This window comes from Nostoc sp. C96, from assembly GCF_059384975.1.
Genome location: NZ_CM182020.1, coordinates 1,686,971 through 1,710,241 on the forward strand (window position 1 = coordinate 1,686,971; position 23,271 = coordinate 1,710,241).

Annotated in this window: 26 protein-coding genes; 18 read left to right on the forward strand and 8 right to left on the reverse strand. The window is 38.6% G+C overall.

What is annotated here, in order from left to right; all coding sequences use genetic code 11:
- Positions 1-118: 118 nt before the first annotated feature.
- The 9 genes from AC504W_RS07255 to AC504W_RS07295 all read left to right on the forward strand — a co-directional run bounded on the left by AC504W_RS07255 (position 119) and on the right by AC504W_RS07295 (position 6,674).
- A complete protein-coding gene (locus AC504W_RS07255; protein WP_494877066.1) occupies positions 119-673 on the forward strand; it encodes a DUF2808 domain-containing protein in 555 nt (184 codons plus the stop codon).
- A 156-nt stretch (positions 674-829) separates the two neighbouring features.
- Complete coding sequence (gene rpmH / locus AC504W_RS07260; RefSeq protein ID WP_015111131.1) at positions 830-964, forward strand: 50S ribosomal protein L34; 135 nt, start codon at positions 830-832, stop codon at positions 962-964.
- 25 nt (positions 965-989) lie between these two features.
- Complete coding sequence (rnpA, locus tag AC504W_RS07265; RefSeq protein ID WP_096582604.1) at positions 990-1,412, forward strand: ribonuclease P protein component; 423 nt, start codon at positions 990-992, stop codon at positions 1,410-1,412.
- Positions 1,399-1,785, forward strand: a complete 387-nt coding sequence (locus AC504W_RS07270) for a PH domain-containing protein (protein ID WP_096582602.1) — start codon at positions 1,399-1,401, stop codon at positions 1,783-1,785. Before rnpA ends, AC504W_RS07270 begins: the two co-directional genes overlap by 14 nt.
- Before the next feature lie 231 nt (positions 1,786-2,016).
- Positions 2,017-3,159 carry a membrane protein insertase YidC gene (gene yidC / locus AC504W_RS07275; protein ID WP_096582600.1) on the forward strand — a complete coding sequence of 381 codons (1,143 nt, stop codon included), beginning with the start codon at positions 2,017-2,019 and terminating at the stop codon, positions 3,157-3,159.
- 3 nt (positions 3,160-3,162) lie between these two features.
- Positions 3,163-3,702, forward strand: coding sequence for a Jag family protein (locus AC504W_RS07280; RefSeq protein ID WP_494877068.1), 540 nt, complete (start codon positions 3,163-3,165; stop codon positions 3,700-3,702).
- Positions 3,703-3,793: 91 nt separating this feature from the next.
- On the forward strand, positions 3,794-4,300 hold the full coding sequence (locus AC504W_RS07285; protein WP_494877069.1) for a YceD family protein: 507 nt from the start codon (positions 3,794-3,796) through the stop codon (positions 4,298-4,300).
- 1,030 nt (positions 4,301-5,330) lie between these two features.
- Positions 5,331-5,675, forward strand: coding sequence for a DUF1815 family protein (locus AC504W_RS07290; protein WP_096582594.1), 345 nt, complete (start codon positions 5,331-5,333; stop codon positions 5,673-5,675).
- Between the two features lie 501 nt (positions 5,676-6,176).
- On the forward strand, positions 6,177-6,674 hold the full coding sequence (locus AC504W_RS07295; RefSeq protein ID WP_096582592.1) for an acyl-CoA thioesterase: 498 nt from the start codon (positions 6,177-6,179) through the stop codon (positions 6,672-6,674).
- A gap of 217 nt (positions 6,675-6,891) precedes the next feature.
- Here the strand turns inward: AC504W_RS07295 and AC504W_RS07300 are convergent, their stop codons facing one another.
- Together AC504W_RS07300 and dxr are read right to left on the reverse strand one after the other, a co-directional pair.
- Positions 6,892-7,089, reverse strand: coding sequence for a hypothetical protein (locus AC504W_RS07300; RefSeq protein WP_044500417.1), 198 nt, complete (start codon positions 7,087-7,089; stop codon positions 6,892-6,894).
- A 213-nt stretch (positions 7,090-7,302) separates the two neighbouring features.
- Complete coding sequence (dxr, locus tag AC504W_RS07305) at positions 7,303-8,499, reverse strand: 1-deoxy-D-xylulose-5-phosphate reductoisomerase (protein WP_494877071.1); 1,197 nt, start codon at positions 8,497-8,499, stop codon at positions 7,303-7,305.
- A gap of 149 nt (positions 8,500-8,648) precedes the next feature.
- On the opposite strand from dxr, the gene AC504W_RS07310 reads away from it, so the two are divergent.
- Genes AC504W_RS07310 through AC504W_RS07320 form a run of 3 tightly spaced genes read left to right on the forward strand, consistent with a single transcriptional unit; the run spans position 8,649 to position 12,218 of the window.
- Entirely contained in the window at positions 8,649-9,386 is a 738-nt protein-coding gene (locus AC504W_RS07310) for a class I SAM-dependent methyltransferase (protein WP_494877072.1), read from the forward strand.
- A 44-nt stretch (positions 9,387-9,430) separates the two neighbouring features.
- A complete protein-coding gene (locus AC504W_RS07315) occupies positions 9,431-10,816 on the forward strand; it encodes a DUF2079 domain-containing protein (RefSeq protein WP_494877073.1) in 1,386 nt (461 codons plus the stop codon).
- Between the two features lie 4 nt (positions 10,817-10,820).
- Complete coding sequence (locus AC504W_RS07320; RefSeq protein ID WP_494877074.1) at positions 10,821-12,218, forward strand: DUF2079 domain-containing protein; 1,398 nt, start codon at positions 10,821-10,823, stop codon at positions 12,216-12,218.
- Here the strand turns inward: AC504W_RS07320 and AC504W_RS07325 are convergent.
- The gene (locus AC504W_RS07325) at positions 12,213-13,766 is read right to left on the reverse strand and encodes an ArnT family glycosyltransferase (protein ID WP_494877076.1); all 1,554 of its coding nucleotides are present in this window, start codon (positions 13,764-13,766) and stop codon (positions 12,213-12,215) included. The two genes, AC504W_RS07320 and AC504W_RS07325, sit on opposite strands and share 6 nt — an antisense overlap.
- Before the next feature lie 183 nt (positions 13,767-13,949).
- Between AC504W_RS07325 and AC504W_RS07330 the strand changes: the two genes are divergently transcribed.
- The 4 genes from AC504W_RS07330 to AC504W_RS07345 all read left to right on the forward strand — a co-directional run bounded on the left by AC504W_RS07330 (position 13,950) and on the right by AC504W_RS07345 (position 17,165).
- Positions 13,950-14,912, forward strand: a complete 963-nt coding sequence (locus AC504W_RS07330) for a glycosyltransferase family 2 protein (RefSeq protein WP_494877077.1) — start codon at positions 13,950-13,952, stop codon at positions 14,910-14,912.
- A 139-nt stretch (positions 14,913-15,051) separates the two neighbouring features.
- On the forward strand, positions 15,052-15,420 hold the full coding sequence (locus tag AC504W_RS07335) for an EamA family transporter (RefSeq protein WP_096582580.1): 369 nt from the start codon (positions 15,052-15,054) through the stop codon (positions 15,418-15,420).
- A 294-nt stretch (positions 15,421-15,714) separates the two neighbouring features.
- Complete coding sequence (locus tag AC504W_RS07340; RefSeq protein WP_494877078.1) at positions 15,715-15,846, forward strand: hypothetical protein; 132 nt, start codon at positions 15,715-15,717, stop codon at positions 15,844-15,846.
- A gap of 407 nt (positions 15,847-16,253) precedes the next feature.
- On the forward strand, positions 16,254-17,165 hold the full coding sequence (locus AC504W_RS07345; protein ID WP_494877079.1) for a polysaccharide deacetylase family protein: 912 nt from the start codon (positions 16,254-16,256) through the stop codon (positions 17,163-17,165).
- Between the two features lie 242 nt (positions 17,166-17,407).
- Here AC504W_RS07345 and AC504W_RS07350 read toward each other — a convergent pair whose 3' ends face one another.
- Both AC504W_RS07350 and AC504W_RS07355 read right to left on the reverse strand, forming a co-directional pair.
- A complete protein-coding gene (locus AC504W_RS07350) occupies positions 17,408-17,875 on the reverse strand; it encodes a hypothetical protein (RefSeq protein ID WP_494877080.1) in 468 nt (155 codons plus the stop codon).
- Between the two features lie 204 nt (positions 17,876-18,079).
- Positions 18,080-18,652: a Uma2 family endonuclease gene (locus AC504W_RS07355; protein ID WP_494877081.1), complete on the reverse strand. Its 573-nt coding sequence runs from the start codon at positions 18,650-18,652 to the stop codon at positions 18,080-18,082.
- 177 nt (positions 18,653-18,829) lie between these two features.
- On the opposite strand from AC504W_RS07355, the gene AC504W_RS07360 reads away from it, so the two are divergent.
- Entirely contained in the window at positions 18,830-19,405 is a 576-nt protein-coding gene (locus AC504W_RS07360) for a hypothetical protein (protein WP_494877083.1), read from the forward strand.
- 138 nt (positions 19,406-19,543) lie between these two features.
- On the opposite strand, the gene aroB is transcribed toward AC504W_RS07360, so the two are convergent.
- Positions 19,544-20,638 (reverse strand): 3-dehydroquinate synthase, encoded by a 1,095-nt coding sequence (aroB, locus tag AC504W_RS07365; protein WP_494877084.1) that lies wholly within the window; start codon positions 20,636-20,638, stop codon positions 19,544-19,546.
- A 171-nt stretch (positions 20,639-20,809) separates the two neighbouring features.
- Between aroB and petL the strand changes: the two genes are divergently transcribed.
- Positions 20,810-20,905, forward strand: coding sequence for a cytochrome b6-f complex subunit PetL (petL, locus tag AC504W_RS07370; RefSeq protein ID WP_096582566.1), 96 nt, complete (start codon positions 20,810-20,812; stop codon positions 20,903-20,905).
- Positions 20,906-20,972: 67 nt separating this feature from the next.
- Here petL and bioB read toward each other — a convergent pair whose 3' ends face one another.
- A complete protein-coding gene (bioB, locus tag AC504W_RS07375; RefSeq protein ID WP_494877086.1) occupies positions 20,973-21,983 on the reverse strand; it encodes a biotin synthase BioB in 1,011 nt (336 codons plus the stop codon).
- 309 nt (positions 21,984-22,292) lie between these two features.
- Positions 22,293-23,033: a WGxxGxxG-CTERM domain-containing protein gene (locus AC504W_RS07380; RefSeq protein WP_494877088.1), complete on the reverse strand. Its 741-nt coding sequence runs from the start codon at positions 23,031-23,033 to the stop codon at positions 22,293-22,295.
- Between the last annotated feature and the right edge of the window lie 238 nt (positions 23,034-23,271).

The window sequence follows — 23,271 nt, forward strand, 5'->3', positions numbered from 1 at the left end:
TGGCACTTTTTATTTTCGCTAGTCGTCCATTGTCAAGAATTCAGTAGTAAAGTTTAGTTACGAATACTCAACTAAAGTATTTACATCAACCAGCTATATCTGCTAGAGGAGCCTAACTATGCAAAGTTTACATTTTGGCAATTGGATTCGACGCAAGCCGCAAGTAGCAATTCTTTCGGCTTTAGCTGTAACTAGCTGTCTAGTCACAGGATTGACAACTCAGGTCTTTGCACAAAGTTTACCTGGATTAACCCTATTCAGCGGCGTGAAAGCTGAAAACCAGCTGCCTTTCCGGTTAGATTTTGGTGGACAAACTAACAGCACCGATAGATACATTCTGAGGATTCCCCAACAAAAAATGAAATTGGCAGTGGCTCAATTTGCCATTACCTATCCCAATTACTACAAAGGCAGTTTTGATCCCAAAAAAATAGAAGTGCGCGTCAAAGGTAAAAAAGTGCCTCTTTCGGAAGTTAAATGGGATAAAGAAGGTCGAATTATCGAAATATTTCCCCAAGAACCAGTCCCCGCAGGTCGCAGCGTTGAATTAGTTTTATCTAATGTGCAGAACCCTTCCTTCGGTGGAGTTTACTATTTCAACTGTCAGGTTCTCTCACCAGGAGATACCCCACTACTGCGTTATGTAGGGTCTTGGATTTTAAGTATCAGCTAAGTCACGAGTCAATGGTCAATAGTCACTTGTTAGCTGTTGTATTCTTAGCTTCCCAACTTTCTGCTTTTTAACTCTGGACTCTGGACTATTGACTATACACAATAGTAAGATTATAGATTGTGACTTTTTATAAGAATCGCCTTAGAGGACAACAGTATGAAAAGAACCCTGGGCGGCACATGCCGTAAGAGAAAAAGAACCTCCGGTTTTCGTGCCAGAATGCGGACACCAGACGGAAGAAACGTGATTAAAGCTAGAAGAAAAAGAGGACGTTATCGTCTGAGCGTTTAGAGCGTTTTCAGCAACTAGAGGGGCTGTGGCTTTGCCCAAGGCGAATCGATTAAAATCTCGCAAAGATTTTCAGGCAGTTTTCCGAGAAGGAATTCGGCGACAAAGCTCTCACTTCACCTTGAGAGCTTTACGACCGAGATATTCTCCAGAACCTTCTGGTGATACTGCCACAACAACTACACTAGCAACTGAAGTTAAAAAAGTTGTTAGTACACAAATTGGCATATCGATCAGCACTAAAGTCAGTAAAAAGGCCGTAGTGCGTAACCGAATAAAACGTCAAATGGCAGCAGCGTTGCATCAGTTGTTGCCAAAATTATCTCCAGGATGGCGGTTGGTATTTGTGGTAAAACCCACAGCAGCAGAATCTAAGTGCGGAAGCCAACAATTTCTGCAAGAATTAGAGCAGTTGTTGGCACAAGCTGAGGTACTAAATGGGCATTCGTGAAGAAGTTTATTATGAAGGCGGCCCTCACATTGGGGACTTAATTCTCAACTTACTGATTGGATTAACTGTTGTAGGTATCCCTTTAACAGTTGGGGCGATTGTCAGAGCATTGTGGCTGCGTTACCGAATTACAGATCGTCGAATTTCTTTGACAGGCGGTTGGATGGGGCGCGATCGCACTGACATCATTTACTCAGAAATTGTCAAAATCGTCAAAGTTCCCCGTGGCGTTGGTATTTGGGGAGACATGGTAGTCACCCTCAGAAATGGCAGTCGTTTAGAAATGCGGGCAGTTCCCAACTTCCGCGAAGTATATGACTACATCAATGAAAGAATTGCTACTAAAAACCCCACTTACACTGGTGCTAAATAAAAAATAGGGAGTAGGGAGTAGGGAGTAGGGAACAGGGAAAGCAATAACTGCTTTGTATAAAATAAAAAATTCAAAACTTCCCATTTATCAAAAACTACCTACTCACCACTTCCCACTCCCCAAATTTCTTAATGTGCGGCTATCCGTAGCGAGATATAGTCGCAGCCGAATCACGATTTAGATAAATTAGATTCAGTTAAATTTACAGTACCTCAGGTTGAATTCAGAATAATGGATTTTGGTATCGGCTTCCTCTCAAACAACGTCATGTTGCCAATCATAGACTTTTTCTACGGCATTTTGCCGAGCTATGGATTGGCGATCGTTGCCTTGACATTGATAGTCCGCTTTGCGCTTTATCCCCTGAGTGCTGGCTCAATCCGCAATATGCGGCGGATGCGAATTGTGCAGCCTCTCATGCAAAAGCGGATGGCAGAAATCAAAGAGCGTTATAAAGACGACCCACAAAAGCAGCAAGAAGAAATGATGAACGTCCAAAAGGAGTTCGGCAACCCCTTAGCAGGATGTTTGCCATTGCTGTTACAAATGCCTGTGTTGTTAGCGCTGTTTGCCACTTTACGGGGATCACCTTTTGCAGGCGTGAATTACTCCGTTAACCTCCAAATCTTGCCATCTGAACAAATAGAAAGAATTCAACCACAAGCCTTTGCTACTGCCCCACAAAACATTTATGTGGCTGATGGAGAACACCATAAAGTAACTGCTATCCTCCCTAGCGGTAACAAACTAGCAGTGGGAGAAAAAACAAAAATACAATATCAGACTTTAGAAGGCAAACCTTTTGATGTCTTATTGACAGAACATCCAGAAACAAAACTCACCCCAGAATGGAAAATCATTAAAGGGGAAGAAAGAATCACAGTTGATGCTCAAGGTAACATCGAAGCCTTACAACCAGGAGATGTGACACTTCAAGGCACAATTCCCGGACTAGCAGCAGACAAAGGATTTTTGTTTATCGATGCCTTGGGTAGAGTTGGCGCAGTTGATCCCGACGGTACGATCCACTGGGATATTGTAGCTATGGTGATCTTCTTTGGTATCAGTCTCTACGTTAGCCAAATTCTTTCAGGGCAGAACTCCAGCGGTGGCAACCCACAACAAGATACAGTCAACAAAATCACCCCAGTGATCTTTTCGGGAATGTTTTTGTTCTTCCCCTTACCTGCTGGGGTGCTGATGTATATGGTGATTGGTAATATTTTTCAAACTCTGCAAACTTATATTCTCTCTCGTGAACCCTTATCAGAGGAACTGCAAAAAATTGTAGCTATCCAAGAGAAAGAAACAGTAGCAGAACAAAAGTCATTACCTTTTGAACCAAAAAGTTCTAAGAAAAAGGCTACAGGTTGATAGATGAGTAACAGTTCCATGCAGCGAGGTCAGCAGTGGTTAAAATCACTGCTGGAGCTTACTGGGGTCTCTGCGGAGATTCGGGGTGATATAGAAGTAGCCCAACCTCAATATGACGATGCCCCAGAACCAGATAATTACTGGTTGACAATTGAAGAAACCAACTTAACATCGACGCAAATTCAAGTTCTCATCGGTGCTGATGGTTCTGTGCTAGATGCAATTCAGTATCTAGCTAATTCTGTCCTTAACCTGAACCAACCACAGGAAGAACAAGCATCCTACACTATTGAGTTGAATGGTTATCGCGTCAAAAGACAAGCAGAAATTCGCGCTTTAGCTGAAGCAGCAGCTGACGAAGTGCGAACCTTTGCTAGAGAAGTGGAAATTAAATCCCTCAGTTCAGCTGAACGGCGGCAAATCCACACCTTCCTCAAGGAATTTTCTGATTTAGAAACCTTCAGCCGTGGCAAAGAACCACATCGTCATTTGGTTGTGCGTCCGGCTGGGGAATATGAAAGCTCACCCAGTCAACAATTTTGACTGTTCCTCTAAGAGCTAAAATAAAGATGTAATATCAGCACAATTGCTGATGAGAAACATAACTGTTTAGTGAGGATGTCTCACAAATCCTATGGACGCAATTTTTATTCCGCAGCTCACCAAAGCCCCGGAGCGGACAGAGGAAATTCAGGTTCAAGAGTTTCTGCCTGGACTAGAAACGTTGACACCAGTTCGAGGTCGTGTCCGTGTACAACATCATGGCAATTACCTAGAAGTGTCCGGTCAGGCAGAAACTATTATTACTTGTACATGTAACCGCTGTTTGCAACAGTACAATCGTCGGTTAGCGCTGAACACCAAAGAAATTATTTGGTTGGATGAGGCCGCCAATCAACCACAAGACTTGCCCCTAGAACGGGAAATAGCTCTGGAAGACTTGCTAGAAACCCTGTCACCCAATGGATATTTTTCTCCTAGTGAATGGCTTTATGAGCAAATGTGCTTAGAAATACCTCAGCGACAGTTGTGTGACCTGAATTGTCCAGGTATTTTGAGTAGTGTTGATGAGAGTTCAGAAAAGCCTGTTGATAACCGCTGGGCTGGTTTGGAAGCATTGAAAAAGCAACTTCCTGGTTAGTAAGCGGTGATGTGTTTCACATATTTGTGAACGCAGAAATTTTCTTGAGTGATGTCCTATTATTTCATTAAGTTTGGCGATCGCCTGAGAAAATGCCTAAAAACGCTTTGAGAGAAAATTTTTGGCGATCGCCCTCTAAAAATATAGAATTTTGATTAATCAAGATTTGCTGAAGTTATACAGAGATTTGTTGCATTAATCTCTAACTATTGTTAGAGTGACAAACCTTAAGTCTCAAATACTATAGGATAACAGAATTTCTGTAAAAATAAGTTCTCCTATTTAAAGGAACATAAGTACACCCGCTTACTCTTTCGCCAGGCACGCAAAATTCAATTTTTAATTCTGTTTTGATCACAACCTGGCAAAATGGCAACATCCCTATTCTGAGTTTCGTTATTCTCTGGGTTTAGTCTAGAGATAGTTGGGTAAAAAATTATCTTAGTGTCTCAGAACACTTTCTGTATCAAAATTTTCTGCCAATCTATTAATATCGATAGAAATCAGCATCTCATCTCTGCAAGTTTTTCTACCGAACTCCATATATTTATTTAGGAGGCGTAAATTATTTATTACCCAACATTTAGGTAGTACTAAACTAGGACTTAACTATACTCTTCATTGACTAGCCAAACAAAGGCGTAAAGAACATTAAAGGGTATTAAAGCTTTTGCCCATCATAGGTTAGGCTACACATAGCTGGTAAACACGATATCCGTAACTTCTCTGTGGTTGCCTAGTACTAAATCTGGGTACTCTTAAAGCGGATCGCTGCAAGGTATCATCTTTACTCACAGAAGTACATGAAGAAACAATAATTTTTGGATTTCTGTCTGAAAGATTAAACTTGCAAACTGAATAGTTTGATACGGCAAACTTAACAGTTATCTCATACCCTAAGCTAGGTAGTTAATTAACTACTGCAAATATATCCGGGAATTGTAATGAATAGTTTACAATACCAGTGGGTGAGAAAATCTAAAAAAAATATAAAAGTGACTAAAATGACTGTGGTGTCTGGAGGAAAAACGTGTTTCTGAGACTAGCGCATCAACATAGACAATTTGTTCAAGACTTGGTAATGAACCTGCAAGCCTTGGCTATTGTATTAGAACGACGCGGTTATCCTGCGTCTTGTTATACCTGTGGCGACCAAATGAATAGTGCTTCATTTATGGTGAGTCTAGGAAACAACCATCTGATTAGATTTTTGGTATCAGATTATGGGATTACTTGGACAGAAATGCGGGATGACCGCGAATTAATGAAGTTAGAAGGAGCAGAAGCAATTAACCAGTTACAGGAACTGGCAAATCTTGTGAAGCAATCCGCACCAGCTTATACGAGTGGTAAAGCCTTAGCCAAAAAGAGTTAAGGATTTCTAGATCGGATGGGTTATTTTCTAACAAACTTCCAGAATAAATTGCTCATTAACAATGGCTCACTGGTAATTGGTAATTGGTAATTGTGGCAGGGTTTTTCATCCCCCATTACCTATTCACCATTACCTTCAATAAGATTAGTTAATGACTAGATTGTGAAATGTTTTGTGTCCGTGAACTAAGATAGAAAAAATTTTTCAGATTTTGTGCATCTGCGATAGTGAAGATAAATCACTGTCATCTTGAAAAAAATGGCGAATTTACCAAGCAAGTACTATTGGTGATGTCATTGTTTTGTGTGACATTGAAAATCATTGAATTTTTGGTTGCTGTATCTGTGATGTTAGCGTCAGGCAACTGAGATATATTTTGCAGGATGGTGATGAGAATTATGCCTTGCGATCGCCAGATAATTTTGGCGATTTTGTGGCATAGATGTCTCCTTTTTGTGATATCCCAGATGTGGAAAACTATAATTTTTCACAAACTGGAAAATGTCTGAATCACAACCAAACCCAGCACTACCACCAACCGATGCTATCGAAATTACAGATAGTCGTGCTTTTGAAAGCTGGTTTGAATATCCCATCAGAGTGCAACCCCATCATACAGACTATGCAGGTATTGTCTGGCATGGGACTTATCTAACTTGGATGGAAGAAGCAAGAGTAGAGTGTTTACGTTCTATTGGGATTGAATTTGCTGATTTAGTTGCACTAGGCTGCGATTTACCAGTGGTAGAACTTTCAGTACGCTATCACCGTTCCATTCAATTGGGTATGCAGGCTGTAGTTAAAACTCGTATGACTGAAGTGACTGGTGTCCGCATTAACTGGGATTATGCAATTGTCTCAGTTGATGGACAGCAATTGTATGTCACGGCTAAAGTAACCTTGGTAGCTTTAGATCGAGAAAGAGGTAAGATTATGCGTCAGCTACCTGTAAGCGTTAAGGATGCACTGGCTAGGATTTCTGCGTTACATAGTAATTAATTAAGAATTCAGAAGTTAGAATTCTTAATTAACAAGGCACAGGGAACGGACAACAGATAATAGGGAAATACCCATCTGAAAATTAGGGAGCCATTTGTATGGACGGGTTTCCCGACTTGCATAAACTGGTGTGAGCTTGTATCTAATATTCGGGTGGGTTTTCAAAGCTGTTCCCTGTACCCAAAGAAGATGGTCAGACTTTTTGCTTAAAGTCTGATTACTTATTAACACGAATCTGCGAAAGAGTTTGAGTAAACTGAATTATTTGATGCCAAATATCTTGTGGTGTAATGCCAAAACCCACTTGTAGTAAAACAATAATTGCCGCAATAGTTAAGGCATTACTCACAGTTGTTTTGACAATCTTCCACAATATTGTAAATACAATCCAAGCAATAATTAAAGTGGGAATCATAATAATTTGTAATTCGTAATTTATAAGTCGTAATGGGGAAAGATTATAAAACTATTGTTTGGTAATAATACCGGAAATTGAAACAGTAATTCATGACTGGTGCTATTCTTTAGAAAAAATTTATAAAAACAAGATCCCCAACTTCATGGGATAAGTCGGGGATCTGAGTTTCTGAATTTTTACAAATCAAATAGGATTGCTATATCTGAGTTTTTATGGCAAAGAAATCATCTGTGGGGAAGTTACTAAATTTTTAGTTGCTGTTAAAACTTCTTGTCTTGCCCATTGATCGGCTGCCAAAATGTCATCTAAAGAAGGATTTGTACAGTTATCATTTTGATGGCGATCGCATACCCATTCAATACAACGAGGAATATCTAAAAAGCGAATTTTCTCTGCTAAAAATAAAGCTACAGCTTGCTCATTAGCGGCATTCAACACAGCCGGCATAGAGCCACCTGCCTTACCTGCGCTATATGCTAACTGCATACAAGGATATTTTTGATGATCTGGCTCACGGAAGGTAAAACTGCCAGCTTTGACTAAATCAAGGCGTTCCCAATCGGTGTAAATGCGATCAGGCCAAGATAAAGCATATAACAGGGGTAAACGCATATCCGGCCAGCCAAGTTGGGCTAAGACTGATGTATCTTGTAACTCGATTAACGAGTGAATGATGCTTTGGGGATGGATGACAATTTCGATATTGTCGTAATCTAAGCCAAACAGAAAGTGAGCTTCAATTACTTCCAAACCTTTATTCATCAAAGTAGCCGAGTCTACCGTAATTTTTTTGCCCATTGACCAGTTAGGATGTTTGAGTGCATCCGCCACTGTGACTTCTGGCAACTTTTCTACAGGCCAATCACGAAAAGCACCACCGGAGGCTGTCAGTAAAATCTTGCGTAAGCCGCCTTGAGGAACGCCTTGCAGACACTGAAATATAGCTGAATGCTCAGAATCAGCAGGTAAGAGTTTGACCCCATGTTTTTCCACCAAGGGTAGAACTACAGGGCCACCAGCAATCAAAGTTTCTTTGTTGGCGAGGGCAATATCTTTACCCGCTTCAATGGCGGCGATAGTTGGTAATAAACCAGCACAACCAACAATACCCGTAACAACAGTTTCGGCATCGCCATAGCGAGCAACTTCAATCACTCCGGCTTTACCAGCTAGTAAAATCGGCTGGGGATTGAGGTTTTGGATGGCTGCTTGGAGTGCGGGTAATTTATCTTCAGCTGCGATCGCTGCTATACTCGGCCGAAACTGCCGAATTTGCTCCGCAAACATCTCCACATTATTCCCTGCTGCCAATCCCACAATCCGAAACTTATCTGGGTACTGAGCGACAATATCTAAAGTCTGAGTACCGATTGAGCCTGTGGAACCAAGAAGAGTAATAGCTTTCACAATTGCTTAAGGATTTACAGATAACTCCCACTATAAATTGCTTGGGACTCAGATATAACAGCAATCCCTACAATCATTCATCAAAAGTTCTAAGTGCTACGAAAAAGTGTGAAAATATTGGCATTATTGCTCAGACACCAAATATCTGAATGGATAAAAATTTTTATCTACAGTATGCTGCCGTTGAGGATCAACATTGGTGGTTTGTTGGTCGCCGTCGAATTGTAGAGGCATTGATTCGTCAACTCAAACTTCCCAAACAAGCCAAAATTCTAGAGGCTGGCTGTGCCACTGGTGGTAACTTAAGTATGTTAGCTCGTTACGGTGAAGTTGCCGCAATGGAGTTAGATGAAACTGCTTGTCTGTTGGCTAACGAACGGCGAGTCACTACAGTACAACAAGGTAGCTTACCTGATAAAATTCCGTTTACTAGCCAGTATGACTTAATTGTGATCTTAGATGTTTTAGAGCATATTGATGATGATTTAGCTGCTTTAGAAGCATTGTCTAGTAGATTAAATCCAAATAGTTGGTTATTAATTACAGTGCCAGCTTATCAATTTTTATGGAGTTACCATGATGAAATTAATCATCATAAACGCCGTTATACATTGAAAAAATTACAACGAGTTGTGAAACAAGCTGGCTATACTGTCTGCTATGGTAGCTATTTTAATACTTGGTTATTTCCCTTAGTTGCTGGAGTACGTTTATTAAAAAAAATCTTGAAAATTGATCAGAAATCTGTTGCCAGTAGTGATTTAAATTTACCTGCAAAACCTATCAATAAGTTTTTAACTTTGTTATTTGCCAGTGAACGTTACTTGTTGAATCGGTTCAGTTTACCTTTTGGGGTATCTGTTGTGCTAATGGCACAGAAAAATTAATTGAAATTATAAAAATTTTCAGTAAAAAATAATTGAAAAATATTATGCGATCGCCAACAAATCATCCTGTAACTTGGATGATGGGCATTAGTGCCATAATTTTGTTTGCATCTAGCAGTTTACGGCACGAATTGTTTCAATCCAACTCTTTTGATTTAGGAATTTTTGACCAAGCAGCATATTTAATCAGTCAAGGAAAACCACCGATTTCTACAATCATGGGTTATCACATTCTTGGCGATCATGCAGCTTGGATTTGGTATCCCTTGGCTTTACTTTATAAAATTTATCCTAGTGTTTACTGGCTATTCGCTGTGCAAGCAATTGCATTGGCTTTAGGTGCTTTACCTACGTGGATGTTAGCGCGTCAAGCTGGGTTAAAAGACAGTCAAACGATCGCAATGGCTGCTGTATATTTGCTATACCCTTTAGTGTTTAATGTTAATTTGTTTGATTTCCACCCAGAAGTAATTGCTTTACCGCTAATATTAGCAGCAGCTTTGGCAGCACGTCTTAATCAAATAGGGTGGTTTTGCTTAGAGATATTTCTCATATTAGGGTGTAAAGCTGTACTTTCATTTACAGTTGCTGCGATGGGTTTTTGGTTACTGTTGTTTGAAAAGCGGCGGTTACATGGTGCGATCGCCATTTTTTCTGGAGTGGCTTGGTTGTTAATTGCAACTCAATTAATTATTCCTAATTTTAGCGGTGCAGAAGCAGCAGCAGTTGGACGTTATAGCTATTTAGGTAACTCAGTTGTAGAAATTGCTAAAAATATAATTTATCAACCAGGGTTAATTGCAGGAAAAGTATTTGTCTTAAGCAACTTAGAATATTTATTACTGCTATTGTTACCTGTAATCTGGGGTTTTTCATTTGTAGGACTGAAACCGTTAGTGGCTGCTATTCCTTGCTTGGCACTTAACTTAATTGCTGATTATCAACCACAGAAAGATTTAGTTCACCAGTATTCTTTACCAGCTTTACCATTTATATTGTTAGTTTTAATTTCTAGTTTGGCAGCAGGAAAAGGATTAATCCAAAATAAACGAGCAATTATTATATGGTCATTGATAGCATTTTTAAGTCTAGCAAAATATACGCATTTTTTTGGCAAATATTTTCATTACCTTGATACTTGGCAAGCTACGCGACAGGCGATCACTTTAGTGAAAACTCAAGGTAGTGTAATAACTACAGAAAAAATTGCTTCACATTTAACTCATAGAGAATTAATTCAAACAACCTCAGCTAATGAGGCAAATATTGATAACTTAAATACTTTTAATTATGTATTGCTAAATCTCCGTCATCCTGGCTGGGTAGATTTTTCAGATGCGGCTATTAGCATAGTAAATCAACTAAAAAAGTCCACAATATTTGATTTAAAGTATCAGCGTAATCATGTTTATTTATTCATTAAAAAATAACTTTATGAAAAAAATACGTAAAGCTGATACTCTCTGGTTGATGATTGGTACGAGTGCTGTAATTTTATTTTTATGTAGCAGCTTACGACATTTGTTATTTCAATCAACTGCTTTAGATTTAGGTATGTTTGACCAAGGTGTTTATTTAATTAGTCAAGGCAAAACACCAATTTCTTCCTTTACTAATTACCATATTCTTGGTGATCATGCAGCTTGGATTTGGTATCCACTGGCGTTACTATACAAAATTTACCCCAGTGTTTATTGGTTATTTGCTGTGCAAGCAATTGCATTAGCCTTAGGTGCATTACCTACCTACCATTTAGCACGCCAAGCTAAATTGAACGAAAGCCAAGGGCTAACTATTGCTGCTGTTTACCTACTGTATCCTTTAGTATTTAATGTTAACTTGTTTGATTTTCATCCAGAAGTTATAGCTGTACCAGTACTTTTATGGGCAGTTTTAGCAATGAGAAATCAACAACTTGGGTGGTTTTGTTTCAGTATTTTATTGGTGTTGGGATGTAAGGCAATATTAGCTTTAACAGTTGTCGGATTAGGCATTTGGTTACTATTATTTGAAAAGCGTTTATATGGAGCAATCGCAATTATTAGTGGTGTTGCTTGGTATGCGATCGCTAACAAAATTATTATTCCTCTAATTGGTGGCGATGCAGCTTCAATAGACCGTTATCTTTTTCGCTATCAATACTTGGGAAAATCTTTTACAGAATTAATTAATAATTTGTTGTTTCAACCTGGATTAGTTTTGCCAAAACTTTTTTCTTGGGATAATTTGGCATATTTAATATTATTACTTATCCCAATTGTTTGGGGTATTTGCTGGCAAGGAATAGCACCTCTAATTGCAGCATTGCCTTGTGTAATGCTAAACTTATTGGCTGACTATCAACCACAAAAAGATTTGATTCATCAATATTCTGTTCCGGCTTTACCATTTTTGATATTATCAGTGATTGCAAGTTTATCTTTAGGTAAAGGATTGTTCCAAAATAAACGTGCAATTATTATGTGGTCAATGGTAGCATTTTTGAGTTTGGCAAAGTTTACTTATTTTGGTGGCAAATATCTGCAATCTTTGGATACTTGGCAAGCTACAAAAGAAGCCATCGTTCAAATTCAGCCAGATAAAAGTGTTCTTACTACAGATGAAATTGCGCCTCATTTAACTCATAGGCAATTAATTAAGTTAATAGCTACTCCAGCAGCACAAATTAATTTAAATATATTTGATTATGTATTGCTAAACCTGCGTCATCCTGGTTTATCGAGTAAACCAGAGTTTGACCAAGATTTATTTAAATTATTGCAAAGCCGCCAAGATTTTAAACTGACATATCAGCGTGATGATGTTTTGTTATTTCAAAAGTCTAATTTATAGCTTATTAGCTGGTGCAATTAAATTAAATCCTTCAGCCGTACCAAGATTTTGACTATTAGCTAAAGTAATTTTTTTTAAAGTGGTGTTATCTATAAGTAAATAAGATGATTGAGACAACATTTTTTCTAATTCCCCAGGATTTTGAGGTACAACTTTGCAATCACAATAAAAATTTAAACTAGGACGACTATAAGCAAAGGATGTGTAAATTGTTGTTCCTGGTAAAACATGTTTGCTAATCAATTTTGCAACTGGTTTGACAGCAAAATTTTCATTTAATTCCCAAATCCAAGATTGGGAACTCATCAATAGTAATAAGACGAAATACATCCCAGAAAATAACACAGGAATAAATCTGCGATCGCGATTATAAATTAACCATGCAACCACACTCATACTAATTGTTAAAACAATACTCATAGCGATTAATACAGGCTCTTCTTGTGCAACAGTAAAGTAAACAATACCGCCTAAACCTGCAAGCGCCATAATAACTATAAATACTAACCAAATTCTAGGATTAAATGCTTTTTTTTGCCAAATTTTACTGATTTTTGCGCCAATTGCCAATGCTAAAAATGGGTATATAGGCACAACATACCAAGGCAGTTTTGTAGTGATGAAAGAAATAGCTAGAAAATAAATAGTCGTGCCTACTAAAACTAAGCTACCCCAGCTAGAATACCGTTTTTTCCAAGCTAGATAAAATCCTTCTGGCCAAAATAACAACCAAGGAAAAGCATATTTCAATAGCTCCAGTAAATAATACCAAGGAGCGCCTGTATTACCCTCAACAGGTTGGGATATGCGGTCAAAAGTTTGGGCTTGTAGATTGATTTGTAAGAAGTTACCACCATAATACTGCCATTGAGCAATATACCAAGCGATCGCCGGCGCAATTCCTAACAAAATTCCTGTCCATAAATAAATGTTACTAAATACAGCTAATTGCGATGATGCCAAAATAAATAATCCGGCAATACCACCCAGCAACAAAACTAGCATTCCCTTAATCAGAGTAATTAATCCCAGACAAAATCCCACACCTAAAGCCCAAGGTTTCTGCTGACGTGACTTTAATAAACAAAATAACAATAGTAAAAAAAACGTAATGCTGGTACCATCTAACATTGCCAAGCGTCCATGACGCACTACAGGCAAAGTTGTTAAGTAAACTAACGCCGCAAACAAAGCTGATAAACTATCGTTAAACAGCAAACCCCCCACTAAATAAAGTAAAGGCACTCCCAACGCTGTTAACACAGCACCTGGTAAGCGTGTTGTCCATTCATTCACACCTCCCAAAGAGTAAGACCAAGCAATTAACAAGTGCATTAGGGGCGGCTTATTATGATAAGGTTCACCAGATAAAGTTGGATATAGCCAATGCAAAGAACCAAAAGATGCACGCCAAATTTCACGGGCGACTTGCGCCACTGTACCTTCATCCCAGTCTCGTAAGGGTGAATTTCCTAAACACAGCAGCCACAGAAGTAAAGAACCCAGTAGCAAGCAAAATAGCCATTCTTTTTCTCGGAATGGGCGCATATAGAAATTTAGTGTAATTATTTAATCGAGTGTTTATTGATTGCGATAACTAGATATAATTTTGAGATTCAATTACTTCAGAAGGATTTTTATATAAAAAACTATATAAATAATTTTATAGTACATATCTGTCGGAAAACTTGCCTTGTATTGCTGCTTTGATTGAATAATTTGATAAAAACTGTGATTCAACCAATATACTCTTTAGTAATTCCCATTTATAACGAAGAAGAAAATATTACAGAAATGTATCGTCGTCTGCATCATGTGGCAGAGCAATTAGACGGTGAAGTTGAGTTAATTTTAGTGGATGATGGTAGCCGCGATCGCTCTTTGAGTATGATTCGAGAACTCCGCCATCTCGATAGTCGAGTGCGTTACCTCAGTTTTGCGCGAAATTTTGGTCATCAAATCGCTGTCACCGCTGGGATAAATTTTGTTCAAGGCAAATGTGCAATTATTATGGATGCGGATCTGCAAGATCCCCCAGAGCTAATCTTCCAGATGCTGGAAAAATGGCAACAAGGCTATGAAGTAGTGTATGCTCAACGTCTATCGCGTAAACAAGAAAGTTGGCTAAAACGCTTTACTGCTTATGCTTTTTACCGTATTCTCCGGCGTTTATCTCATGTCGATATCCCAACAGATACAGGAGATTTCTGTTTACTAGACCGACAGGTTGTAGATATTCTCAATGCTATGCCCGAACGTAACCGTTACATTCGCGGTTTACGCGCTTGGGTGGGTTTTCGCCAAACTTCTGTACTTTTTGAACGAGAACCGCGTTTTGCTGGCAAAGTTAAGTATACCTTTGGTAAGTCTTGGGCTTTAGCCATTGATGGCATTATTTCCTTTTCCACAGTGCCATTAAAGTTAGCTACTTATTTAGGTATGGTAGCAGCTGCGATCGCTCTATTGATGATCCTCCTAGTACTGTATTGGCGTTTATTTGACCATACTAGTCCTTTAATTGGCTACAGCTTGATTACAATTGCTATATTTTTTCTCGGTTCTGTACAGTTAATTTGTATTGGTATTTTAGGCGAGTATATTGGGCGAATTTACGAAGAAGTTAAAGCCCGCCCTATATATACAGTCAAAGAAACTGGTGGTTTGATTAAAATCTCAGAAATGCAGTCTAAATAGTCACCTTTAAATCCAGTTAAGCAACAGCAATTACCTGCCTAAACTGCTGCATATTTAACTTGCATTTTTTAATTTAGGAGAAAAACGTCAATTTATTTACCCTGCGGTTTGAACGTCAAATTGAGGTATGTAACAACTTATGACCCCGCAAGAATTTAGTTTATTAATTATATCAGTCCTCATCAGTTCAGCAGGACAATTCTTTTTGAAAATAGGTGCAAACAAATTAGGGAAGGTTCATCTAGGGAACGCAATTAATCACATTTTCAGTATTATAACCATACCAGAACTTTTAATCGGATTAACTTGCTATGGCATAGGTGCTATGTTTTATATTCTGCTGCTCACACGAGTTAATCTCAGTGTTGCTGGCCCATCTATCTCTATAGGATATATTTTCTCTGTCTTGCTAGGATATTGGATATTGAAAGAACCTATCTCTCTAATACGTTTGTTTGGTTTGGGCTTTATTGTAGTGGGTGTAATATTAGTAGTTTGGCGGAAATAAAATCTCTAGTTGATGAGGTTATTACATGGTTAGATAATAAATTGTGAAAATCTAATTATTAATAGAGCTAATTGATTTATCTATATTATACACATAGAGTGAATTAATATTAAATTTTGTTTAACTTTTTATAAAAAACGAATTTAAATAGTATTATAATTAGACTAAAATATATTTAAAATCATGAATTACTCATATCATCTAAAATGAATGATTAAAGAGTATATAAACTAACGGCTTATGATTCCTTAATAATGAGAAACTAGCTTTTGTTGATTGCCAGCATATAGATCGATGAAAAGCACAGAAAAACTCATGCTAAAGCAAGAAGTTAATTTTTTCTTCAACATTAAAGAATATTTTTTAGCAGTAAAATATACAATATTAAATAAAAACTGGGTATTTATTGGCGGAGCTTGTGGGTAAATAACCAACTCTCACGAAATCATCAAATATAGATAAAAATTTTGTAGAACATGAGTTTTTCTTCATTTCTAGAAATTCTCTAGGAAGCTTCTCGAAGCTAAAGAAATTGATTAGTTTCTCAATGAAAGTAGAATTTTTTTGCTTGTCAGTATGGGAAATAACAATTTAGCAACAAAAATCAGTGTTTATGTAATGGCTGTCACTGCAATGAGTATTGGCACTAAGTAAAATTACTTATGGTGTAACTACCTTTTTATCTGGATAACTCAAAGATAAACTTCTGTAAAACTGAACTCAATTTTCAGGATTAAGGGAAAGTATTTGAGTATCTAAATTTTAGATAAAAGTGTGCTATAAATTACCGTCAGAACCATACATAATGGTTCGACCCTTGAAGGAGTTATGAAGTGGAACAAAATAAATCGTTACTTTGGCCGCAAGGTATCTTGATTGCTTTGCTTGCCTTGGGTGCTACATTAAGCATTGCTGTTATGATGCTTCTGAGACCAAATGCTTCTGAAGCACAAAGCAATCAGCGTATAAATATAAATAATAATTTAGTTGCTAAAGTTGGTACTCAAAAGCGGATTGAGGGCTTAAAAGCTGCAATGCTAACGACTTGGCAACAAGAAGCACAAGCTAAAGGTCTTGGTTATGCTTTAGCTACACGCTTTCAAGGGGCAGTAATTAAAGAGGCTAAACTCAGTCCAAATCAAAAAGTAATCGCACTAACGTTTGATGATGGGCCTTGGCCTGAAAGTACGGCTCAAGTACTAGAAATTCTCAAACAGAATAATATTAAAGCCACATTTTTCGTCGTTGGTCAAAACGTCAAAAATTTCCCAGACTTACTCAAGCGGGTAAGTGCTGAAGGTCATGTCATTGCTAACCACACTTGGCATCACTGGTATCATTTTATGAATCAACAGGCAGCGGCCTATGAAATTGAGCATACAACAGACATGATTTACCAGACTACAGGTATCAAAACAAATTTGTTTCGCCCACCTGGAGGAATAATGCACAATGGCGTAGCCGCATACGCTAAAAATGCCAAGTATGCCATTGTGATGTGGTCGTCTGATTCGATTGACTATTCCCAGCCTACTGTACCAAAGCTGATTGATAATGTCTTTCGGTTAGCTAAACCAGGGGGTATTGTCCTGATGCACGATGGCGGTGGAAATCGTTCCCGCACTGTGCAAGCTTTACCAGAGATTATTAATAGATTTCGCAAGCAAGGATACCGTTTTGTGACTGTTCCAGAACTTTTAGAAATGGAAGATAAAGCACAAAGTCTAATTGCCAAGAAAAAGTAATAAATAACTTAATAATTACTCATGATTAATATGTAATTTGTTTATGTGACTATACTTCACCAGTTGCGATCGGCAAAATTATACTTGAAATAACATCTTGAACTATTCTCAGTAATGGTCAGGTGGGCAATATCTGCCACATAAAACTCAAGCATCAAGCGAAGTTTCTACATTGTCCACCTGACTTTAATTGCAATCAAGTAGATAGTGAAAGATAATGTAAGCGAAGATAATAACGTTCTTTATCGCTTTAATTGCTCTCGCCATTCATCTAAACTAATATACTTATTCTCTATCACATCGAGAACTTCTATTAGTCCGCTGTTATTAAACACCCGAAACCAATAAATTGTGGAATCATAGTCTGATTGATTTTCAAATATCCGAATTTTATAGTAAGGTTCATTGGGAGTAGGAGAACCGTCAACGATCGCACCTAATTTAATAGTGCCTTTAGAAAGCCGTTCAATTTCCTTAGCTTTGCGTTGTACTTGTGGTAACTTCCACACTAAATTCAAAGCTCTATCTTCATCAATTTTGTTAGTCAATTCAGCAAATTTCACAATATTAGCTGTATTTAACTCAGATAATGTTTGTGAAGTAATTAACCCCGCTTTAACATCATGATTGGAACTTTGAGAAAGAGCTACTTGGCATCCCACACTCATCAATGAAGAAGAGATTATCGATACGTAAATGAATGTTTTCATGGAGTAATCCCTGAGTGTTATGCTTTCTTTCACTTCATGTCATATATACACTAGGGTAACAGCCATAACCTTAAATATGGGGTGATTAATCATTTCTTCTTACTAGTATTAGTAATTGTACTGAGGTTGTATCTATCAGATCTCCGAATTCTTTTAAAAAGCGGGAATCTTGCACTTTACTAATAATTCATAACTGCAAAATAATTACTTTAACGGAATTTTTGCCTGTAGAAATACTTGCTCAACTGTAAATTCCAACCCTGGGAACAGCGCATCTTTGAGAATTTCATCTCCCATATATGTTTGTGGTGCTGCATCTGGGAAAAACACAGTAATACTTCTGGCTTTGCTATCAACTACCCACACTCGCAGTACTTTTGCATCTAAATAATTTTGGGCTTTAGCTATCATTTGACCAAAGGTTTGCCCTGGTGAAATTATTTCAATAACTAAATCTGGCGGAACAGAACATACTCCTTCTTCTTCCCAGTCCGAGGGCAAACGTTCGTTCGAGATGTATAAAATATCAGGTACAGGAACCCAATCTTGTCCCCTACGAGTTAAAGAAACAGCTAATTCTGGGCATACTTCTCCATTAGCGCCACACAATTGTTCAATCAAGTTGAGCAGGACGCGAGTCAGTTTAGAGTGAAATTTTTTCGGTGACATTTTGACAATAGCTTGACCATCCACAAGTTCATAGGTAGTATCTCCTTCACCAGAAGGAAGATGTAAAAACTCTTGTAAAGTTAATTGATTTTTGCTTTGAAGAATCATGGTGCAAACCATCTGTTAGCTAGTTTAATTGTAACTAGACTGATTTCGGCATACACTGGAAACGTAATTCTATTTTTCTTGGGAAGAAGAATAGGTTTGATAAACTTCTACACTTATTCGATTAATTTATTTGGGAATTGCTTCATAGGATGTTACTTAGCTGTGATGAATGAGTCAGTGGATATTGAAGTAATTAGATCTGAAGCACTAAGAAAACTTGGCAGGAACATAGTTAATTTTTCTAAAATCGAAGCTGGATTAAAATACTTGCTTTCTGTGGGTCACTTAGAAGGAAAAGAAAAAACTATTTCCGAACAGTTACGTAAAAATCAGACCAGACTCAGAAAACAAACATTGGGTCGTTTAGTTCAGGAATTTCATAAAAATATTTTGGCAGATGCTAATCAATCCGAGCCTACAACAGACTTTTCTGAAGTAGGTATTTCTGTCTCATTGAAGGTTAATTATAATAATCCAGATTTCTTAAAAGAGCAAAAACGTGCGCTTAAAAACATTGTGACTGAGCGAAATAAATTAATTCATCAAGACTTAGCATTGATTGATATTAGCTCTATAAAAGATTACCGTAATTTAATCACTGTTTTAGATGAACAAAACCCCCGTCTATTAGCTCAACTGGAAGAACTCATGTGGATTCTAACGTCACTGAGAGAGACTTTGACAGCTTTTCAGGATTTCTCTAAATCACCAGATTTTCTTCAAAGTATACAATCTAACCAATCTGACCCCTAAACCTAAGACATAATAAAGAAGAGCTTAAGCTATCTTCAGGATTGATTCTATAACTAATTGCTTCCTAAAAACAGGCAATAAAGCTCATATCCTCGAATTGCCCCTGTACATTCTCCTTGCTCAATTTATCTAGCTAATCTATTGCATTCCTTGTAATACTTGCTGGATGACATCTGCTGGTACTTGGTCGGTAACTGTAACTACACCAATTTGAGTCGGTAACACAAACCGCACTTTACCTGCTTTGACTTTTTTATCTAGTTGCAGTGCGTCGATAATTGCGGCAATATCCACACCCGCAGGTAATTTGGTGGGTAAACCTGCTTTTTGAACGATCGCATTTTGTCGGTCAGTTTCGGCTTGTTGCAACATACCTAAATTGACAGCAATTTGTCCAGCCGCTACCATACCGATCGCAACTGCTTCGCCATGATTAACTAATCGATAACCTGTCAAGCTTTCGATCGCATGACCGATAGTGTGTCCATAATTGAGAATTGCCCTGAGTCCACCTTCTTTCTCATCTTTACCGACAACATCGGCTTTAGCTTGGCAAGAACGAGTTAATATTTCATTCAACAGTTCCGGCTTCATGTACCGGAGTTGATTGAGATGTTTACTAGCTTCCATTTGGGTAAATAATTCCCCATCCCAAATCACACCATACTTGATAACTTCTGCCATACCTGCACGAAACTCACGCACAGGTAGAGTTTTCAATACTTCTGGGTCAATTAAAACTAAGCGCGGTTGATGAAATGCGCCAATTAAGTTTTTACCATTGGGATGATTTACGCCTGTTTTGCCGCCAATAGCAGAGTCTACCATTGCTAAAAGCGTGGTGGGTACTTGGACAACGTTAATTCCTCGTAGCCAAGTAGCAGCCGCAAAACCAGTCATGTCACCAATCACGCCTCCCCCCAAGGCTACCATTGTCGAGGAACGTTCTAGGCGGTTTTCTAAGGCGACATCATAGAGTTTTTGGATGGAGTTGAGGGTTTTGTAGCGTTCCCCGGCTGGTAAGCAATAACTCGCCACGTTAAATCCTGCGGATTTGAGTGATGCGATCGCTCTTTCGCCATAATGCTTGAAAATAGATGGATTAGAAACCAACACTACTTTCTGCCCTAGCTTGAGATTGGCCATACTTTGACCAAGTTGATCTAAGCTGGCAGGTGCGATCGCAATCTCGTAAGACTGCTGCGGTAAATTAACGTTAATAGTAGAAGTCATTGCCCAACCCTAAAAAGCGCCCGTGGGCTTGTATTTTAACGCAATCTGGGAACAAAAGAGAGGCAGATGAGTAGGGTGGAGAAGTAATAACAAAGGACAAATGACCATTGACCATTGACCCTTGACTAATGGTTCAATAGATTTAGTGAAGTATTGTGGAGAAGCATCAAAATGTTTGCAATAGTTGCTTACGTCGGTTTTTTAGGTTTATTTACAGCGATCGCAGCTGGTCTGTTGTTCGGTCTACGTGCTGCTAAAATCCTCTAAAAATTAAGGGTATAAAGGTGTAAGGGTATAAGTTAGGCAAAATTCTACACCCTTACACTCGATTTACTTATCCCACAGCCGCAGGACTAGCAATCTGATTTGCTCTTTGCACAGGCGGACGCATTTCTAAACCCAGCAAGTTCAACATTTCCTGGTCAGCATCATAATCTGGACAAGGAGTGGTGACAGTGAGCATTTTGTTGTCGTCACTGGAAAATATAGAATTAGCTCCTGCCATAAAACAGAAAGCTTGCTCAACTTGAGAAAGTCTGGCACGGCCAGCGCTCAAACGTACATCAGAAGTTGGCATAACAATACGTGCTGTAGCAATCATCCGCACAACATCCCAAATGGGGACATCTGGTTGATTTTCTAAGGGTGTACCTTCAACTTGGGAAAGAATATTAATTGGAACTGACTCTGGATGAGGATTGAGGTTTGCCAGGGTGTGCAACATCGATACACGGTCTTCAGCCGTTTCACCTAAGCCTAAGATACCGCCAGAGCAGACAGTTACATTAGTTTGTCTGACATTCTCAATTGTATTTAGGCGATCGCTATAAGTCCTGGTAGTAATAATTGTGCTGTAATAGTCTTCTGAGGTATCTAAGTTATGGTTGTAAGCATACAATCCGGCTGTTTCTAATCGCTTCGCTTGGTCGGCTGTCAACATCCCAAGGGTGCAGCAGACTTCTAAACCCATATCGGTCACTTCTTTGACCATTTCCAGCACTGTTTCAAACTGAGAGTTATCCCGCACTTCCCGCCAAGCCGCACCCATACAGACACGACTAATACCCTTTTGTTTAGCTGTTTGGGCAATATTTACTACTGTATCTTTGTCTAGAAGTGCCTGTGGTTTCACTTCTGTTTTGTAACGAGAAGATTGAGCGCAGTAGCTACAATCTTCTGGGCAACCTCCTGTTTTAATGGAGATAAGTTTACAAACCTGTATTTTTTTAGGGTCATGATATTGGCGATGTACACTAGCAGCTTGATAAATAAGCTCTAGCAATGGCATATCATAAATCTTCTGAATTTCTGCTTCCTGCCAATCGTAGCGTATTCCCACCGACATTCAATAAATCCTTCTTGTTGACTGGATTGATTAATATCTGTCTTGTTGCTGGATCTGTTGAAGTACTGCTTTCAATCCTAGGGCTGTAGACATTAGACATCAGCTTATCAAGATTTTGCTGGGATGGCAGATTAATAAATCAATATAATTGAAGAATTCAGGAGTCAGAATTCAAAATAAGAATAGGCTCTATACCTAAATTTGAGACTATAAATCCACTAAAAATATAGATCCCCGACTTGTTGCAAAAAGTTGGGAATCTATAATCTGTTGGGAAAATTTAGCGGTGTGAATTAGCGATCAGGCAATCTAATATCTAGAACCAGTACGTACTTCATTAGGATCGCGGTAAGTTGTGGGTTCTTGGCGCTTACGAGCTAAACCCGCTAAACCAGCTAGACCAAGTAAACCTAACCAACCCCAATTGGAATTGCGATCGCCTCTCACATCATTAGTTCCTTGGTAAGATGTTGTACCTGTAGTATTTGTTGTGCCTGTGCTTGTTCCGTTAGTATTTGTAGTGTCAGTTCCATTTCCAGTAGTTCCTGTGGTGCCGGAGCCTGTACCATAAGTATCTGTGCTACCTGTACCTGTACCACTTCCAGTCCCAGTGGTGCCAGAACCAGTACCTGTAGTGCCTGTACCAGTTCCGGTAGTTCCAGTACCTGTACCGTAAGTGCCTGTTGTATCTGTGCCAGTTCCGGTAGTGCCTGTACCTGTACCATAAGTACCTGTTGTACCTGTGCCAGTTCCGGTAGTTCCAGTACCTGTACCATAAGTACCTGTTGTACCAGTTCCAGTTCCGGTGGTTCCAGTACCTGTACCATAAGTGCCTGTTCCAGTTCCGTAAGTACCTGTAGTGCCTGTACCAGTTCCAGTTCCGGTGGTTCCAGTACCTGTACCATAAGTGCCTGTTCCTGCTCCGCTACTTCCTCCACTACCTGTACCACTTCCTCCAGTTTGAGCATAAATAGGCGTGGATAGTGCAATTGCACAACTGATGGTGAATAAACCCACTAAAACAGACTTGGATAAATTAAGAGATTTCATGTTTTAAGTTCCTTTTATGGACTAAATACTCTGTTTGTTTGATTGGAAAAAATTCTTGGTAGTGATTATTTCCTATTTTTAGGCTGATGCTAAACGTTGAAAAACTAGGCTTATACCTATTAGACATAAGCTCCTTTCCACTTAAGGAACCTAGTATCACTCAAATACTTATTTAATTTTCAAATTAATGCGGATTCATCTATCACAAAAGCTTTAAAGAACCATATCTTCTATTTTT

Bases quoted from the DNA above. Each gene is read 5' to 3' on its own strand.
- AC504W_RS07255 (WP_494877066.1), top strand. From the start codon at position 119: ATGCAAAGTTTACATTTTGGCAATTGGATTCGACGCAAGCCGCAAGTA.
- rpmH (WP_015111131.1), top strand. From the start codon at position 830: ATGAAAAGAACCCTGGGCGGCACATGCCGTAAGAGAAAAAGAACCTCC.
- AC504W_RS07270 (WP_096582602.1), top strand. From the start codon at position 1,399: ATGGGCATTCGTGAAGAAGTTTATTATGAAGGCGGCCCTCACATTGGG.
- yidC (WP_096582600.1), top strand. From the start codon at position 2,017: ATGGATTTTGGTATCGGCTTCCTCTCAAACAACGTCATGTTGCCAATC.
- AC504W_RS07280 (WP_494877068.1), top strand. From the start codon at position 3,163: ATGAGTAACAGTTCCATGCAGCGAGGTCAGCAGTGGTTAAAATCACTG.
- AC504W_RS07285 (WP_494877069.1), top strand. From the start codon at position 3,794: ATGGACGCAATTTTTATTCCGCAGCTCACCAAAGCCCCGGAGCGGACA.
- AC504W_RS07295 (WP_096582592.1), top strand. From the start codon at position 6,177: ATGTCTGAATCACAACCAAACCCAGCACTACCACCAACCGATGCTATC.
- AC504W_RS07300 (WP_044500417.1), bottom strand. From the start codon at position 7,089: ATGATTCCCACTTTAATTATTGCTTGGATTGTATTTACAATATTGTGG.
- AC504W_RS07310 (WP_494877072.1), top strand. From the start codon at position 8,649: ATGGATAAAAATTTTTATCTACAGTATGCTGCCGTTGAGGATCAACAT.
- AC504W_RS07315 (WP_494877073.1), top strand. From the start codon at position 9,431: ATGCGATCGCCAACAAATCATCCTGTAACTTGGATGATGGGCATTAGT.
- AC504W_RS07320 (WP_494877074.1), top strand. From the start codon at position 10,821: ATGAAAAAAATACGTAAAGCTGATACTCTCTGGTTGATGATTGGTACG.
- AC504W_RS07325 (WP_494877076.1), bottom strand. From the start codon at position 13,766: ATGCGCCCATTCCGAGAAAAAGAATGGCTATTTTGCTTGCTACTGGGT.
- AC504W_RS07335 (WP_096582580.1), top strand. From the start codon at position 15,052: ATGACCCCGCAAGAATTTAGTTTATTAATTATATCAGTCCTCATCAGT.
- AC504W_RS07340 (WP_494877078.1), top strand. From the start codon at position 15,715: ATGAAAAGCACAGAAAAACTCATGCTAAAGCAAGAAGTTAATTTTTTC.
- AC504W_RS07350 (WP_494877080.1), bottom strand. From the start codon at position 17,875: ATGAAAACATTCATTTACGTATCGATAATCTCTTCTTCATTGATGAGT.
- AC504W_RS07355 (WP_494877081.1), bottom strand. From the start codon at position 18,652: ATGATTCTTCAAAGCAAAAATCAATTAACTTTACAAGAGTTTTTACAT.
- aroB (WP_494877084.1), bottom strand. From the start codon at position 20,638: ATGACTTCTACTATTAACGTTAATTTACCGCAGCAGTCTTACGAGATT.
- petL (WP_096582566.1), top strand. From the start codon at position 20,810: ATGTTTGCAATAGTTGCTTACGTCGGTTTTTTAGGTTTATTTACAGCG.
- bioB (WP_494877086.1), bottom strand. From the start codon at position 21,983: ATGTCGGTGGGAATACGCTACGATTGGCAGGAAGCAGAAATTCAGAAG.
- AC504W_RS07380 (WP_494877088.1), bottom strand. From the start codon at position 23,033: ATGAAATCTCTTAATTTATCCAAGTCTGTTTTAGTGGGTTTATTCACC.